A 3,565-nucleotide genomic window follows, 5' to 3' on the forward strand; every position below is an offset into this window, starting at 1 on the left:
ACGCCGAATATCGGTTTCGGCATACAGGTGGCATGGAGACCGAACTTTTGCGCCACGGCTTTTAAGGCGATTTTCATCGTTATCATATTATCTGCGGAGGAAAGAGCCTCGCTGTACCTGATGTCTATCTCGTGCTGTCCCGGACCTACTTCGTGATGGCTCATTTCTACCGTCATCCCCATGTCCTCAAGCGCAAATATCATCTCCCTCCTTATCTCCGAGGCCATGTCCAGAGGGGAATAATCGAAGTAACCTCCCACATCGTGAGGATTGGTTGTTATAATATCGTTGTTCTTTTTTAAAAGGAAAAATTCGATCTCGGGTCCTGTATTGAGGATATAGCCCTCTTTTTTTGCTTCATCCATAGCCCTCTTGAGGATACCCCTCGGGTCGCCGGCGAACGGCTTGTTGTCGGGAGTATAGATATCGCAGATGAACCTTGCAACGCGCCTTTCCTGGGCTTTCCACGGGATCACGCGGTAAGTCGAAATGTCGGGATGGAGGACCATGTCGCTCTCAGATATCCTGGCGAACCCCTCGATAGATGACCCGTCGAACCAGGTGCCCTTGTCAAGACAGTCTTCCAGCCTTTCGATGGGGATCGAGACGCTTTTTAAGATGCCGAGGATGTCCGTGAACTGGAGCTGAATGAACTTTACGTCATCCGACTTTGTTTTGGACAGGATGTCTTTTTTCGCCTTGTCTAATGCCATACGGGTACTCCTTTTTAATACCGATTATGGCAATATCGTATCATACCCGCGGGGTAAATATCAAATTATTCGGTCGTGTAAAGCGCTGTTATTTTATACTTTTAGATTGTTCAGGTTTTATCATGCCACCAATGGTCTTATTTGGCACGTTCGAATTTTGTTTTTTATGAACAAGCTCTTCTTCTTTCAGCTTTACATTATTTTGTAACATACTTGACGAAATTCCGCTTACCATTTGAATATTTCTCCTTCATTTGATATATCGGAACAACTATTTAAAAACTTGTATCAGTTGGGATAGTCGAGGTTCAGGCAACCCAAACAAAGGCTGTCTTTGGGCAGAGCGATAGCCTTTATCAGGCCGTCCATGCTCAGATACCCGAGCGAATCGGCTCCGAGGTACTTTCTGATCTTTTCCACCGTCTGGCTTGAAGCTATAAGTTCCTTCTTTGTGGCAGTGTCTATACCGAAACTGCAGGTGCCTATTATCGGCGGGCTTGCCACCCTTACATGCACTTTTTTGGCCCCCGCTTCCTTAAGTATCCTGACGATCTGCCTGCTCGTGGTCCCTCTCACGATCGAATCGTCTATCAGGACTATGTTTTTGCCGCGGATGACCTCTTTTATCGGATTTAGTTTCAACTTCACTCCGAGCTCCCTGATGTCCTGGGTCGGCTGGATGAATGTCCTGCCGACGTACCTGTTCTTCACAAGCACGTCGCTGAACGGTATCTTTGATTTGGATGCGAAACCTATGGCGGCCGGGTTCCCGGAATCAGGCACGGGAATGACGTAATCCGCTTCTACCGGATGCTCCTTTGCCAGGTAGCGGCCCATGTCGACGCGGGCGTGATACAGGTTCCGGCCGTTCATGACCGAATCCGGCCGCGCGAAATAGATGAACTCAAAAACGCATAAAGACGGCTGTTTTTTGCTCCAGATCATAGACTTGATGCCTTTTTTATTGATCACCGCCATCTCGCCAGGCTTGATCTCCTTTACAAGTTTTGCTCCGAGTATGTCCAGCCCGCACGTCTCGGACGAGACTATATAACAATTATCAAAATGTCCGATGCAAAGAGGCCTGATGCCGTGAGGGTCCCTTACCGCGATCAGCCTGTCGTTCGTCATTATTCCGATGGAAAAAGCGCCTTTTAGTTTTTTGAGGACGGAGACCAGCGCAGAGCACAGGTCCTTCTTCTTTGAAAAACTCAGCATGGCGCAGATCACCTCGGAATCGCTGTTGCCCTTGAAACCGTATCCTTTTTTGCGCAGTTTTTTCTGAAGTTCTTTTGTATTGGTCAGGTTCCCGTTATGCGCAAGGGCGATAGTGCCGAAAGGAGTATTAGCGATTATGGGCTGGGCATTACATATAACGCTTGAGCCCGTGGTCGAGTATCTTGTATGTCCAAGTCCTATCCTGCCCTTTAACTCCCTGAATATCTCTTCTTTTGAAAAGACGACCGGCACGAGCCCCATCCCGACGAATGACTTGAATGAAATTCCGTCCGTCGTCACTATACCGGCACTCTCCTGGCCGCGGTGCTGCAGCGCATAGAGGCCGTAGTAAATATATTTTGCGACATCTTTTTTTTCAGATGAATATATCCCGAAAACGCCGCACTCTTCCTGTAGTTTGTCCTTGGCCGGCTGGAGACCTGGTTGGGGGTTCACGGTCTTATTTTATCGGATTTTTGATGTGATTGTCAATCGCGGCAGCGGCCTTTTTTCCAGCTCCCATAGCTGATATCACTGTCGCGGCTCCGGTCACGATGTCCCCGCCGGCAAAGACCCCTTTTATGGAAGTCTGTCCGGTTTCGGGGTCCGTAATGATGCCTCCCCATTTTTCCTTTTTAAGATCCGGAGTGGAATTCGTTAAAAGAGGATTAGGGCTCTGGCCGATCGCTATCACCACCGTGTCCACATCTATTTTGAACTCGGAACCTTTTACCGGCACGGGCCTGCGCCTTCCGCTGTCATCCGGCTCGCCGAGCTCCATTTTGAGGCATTCCATCTGTTTTGCCCAGCCGCTGCTTCCGTCCGAGATTATACTCACGGGCGCGGTTAATAATTTAAAAATGACCCCTTCTTCTTCGGCCCTGATTATCTCCTCTTCCCTTGCGGGCATCTCAGTCCTCGATCTTCTGTAGACTATGGTCACCTCGCTGGCGCCAAGTCTCAACGAGACCCTCGCGGCATCCATAGCCACGTTACCGGCCCCGATAACCGCCACCTTTTTGCCAACCTTCACGGGAGTCAGATACTCCGGGAACAAATAGGCCTTCATCAGATTTATCCTGGTCAGATATTCATTCGCGCTGTAGACGCCCATGAGATTTTCTCCGGGTATCTTCAGGAACTGGGGCAGTCCGGCTCCCGCTCCGATGAAGACGGCTTTGAATCCCTGCCTGAAAAGTTCTTCGATCGAGAAGATATTTCCTATCAGCATGTTCGGTTTGAAATCCACTCCCAGCGATTCGATGTATTCCACTTCCTCATTTACGATCTTTTTCGGCAATCTGAATTCGGGGATCCCATAGCTCAATACTCCGCCGGCCGTATGCAGCGATTCGAACATTGTGACCTGATATCCCATCTTTGCAAGATCGGCCGCGCAAGTCAGTCCGGCCGGACCGGAACCCACAACGGCTATTTGCCCCTTAGCCCTCACCCCCGCCTGCTTCGCTATGCGAAGCATTGCGGGCAGGCTTCCCTCTCCCTGAGGGAGAGGGTGGAAGTTATTCTGTGATTTCGGATTTCCATAGTCCGCCGCGTATCTCTCGAGGTCACCGATCCCGATCGGCAGTCCTTTCTTTCCCAGTATGCAGAGTTTCTCGCACTGGTCCTCCTGC

At 49.9% G+C, this 3,565-nt stretch carries 4 protein-coding genes; all 4 read right to left on the reverse strand.

From position 1 onward, the window contains the following. On the reverse strand, positions 1 to 713 hold a 713-nt coding region (locus tag NTZ10_03820; GenBank protein MCX5749356.1), incomplete at its 3' end, for a glutamine synthetase family protein. Between the two features lie 88 nt (positions 714 to 801). Beyond that, positions 802 to 948 (reverse strand): hypothetical protein, encoded by a 147-nt coding sequence (locus tag NTZ10_03825; protein ID MCX5749357.1) that lies wholly within the window; start codon positions 946 to 948, stop codon positions 802 to 804. A gap of 53 nt (positions 949 to 1,001) precedes the next feature. Continuing rightward, positions 1,002 to 2,387, reverse strand: coding sequence for an amidophosphoribosyltransferase (gene purF, locus NTZ10_03830; GenBank protein MCX5749358.1), 1,386 nt, complete (start codon positions 2,385 to 2,387; stop codon positions 1,002 to 1,004). A 4-nt stretch (positions 2,388 to 2,391) separates the two neighbouring features. After that, positions 2,392 to 3,565: FAD-dependent oxidoreductase (locus NTZ10_03835; protein MCX5749359.1), on the reverse strand; the 1,174-nt coding region annotated here is incomplete at its 5' end.

Source organism: Candidatus Saganbacteria bacterium (assembly GCA_026387835.1).
Lineage (GTDB): Bacteria > Margulisbacteria > WOR-1 > JAKLHX01 > JAKLHX01 > JAPLKZ01.

Excerpts from the sequence above, each read along its gene's own strand:
- NTZ10_03825 (MCX5749357.1), bottom strand. The coding sequence starts at position 948 with ATGGTAAGCGGAATTTCGTCAAGTATGTTACAAAATAATGTAAAGCTG.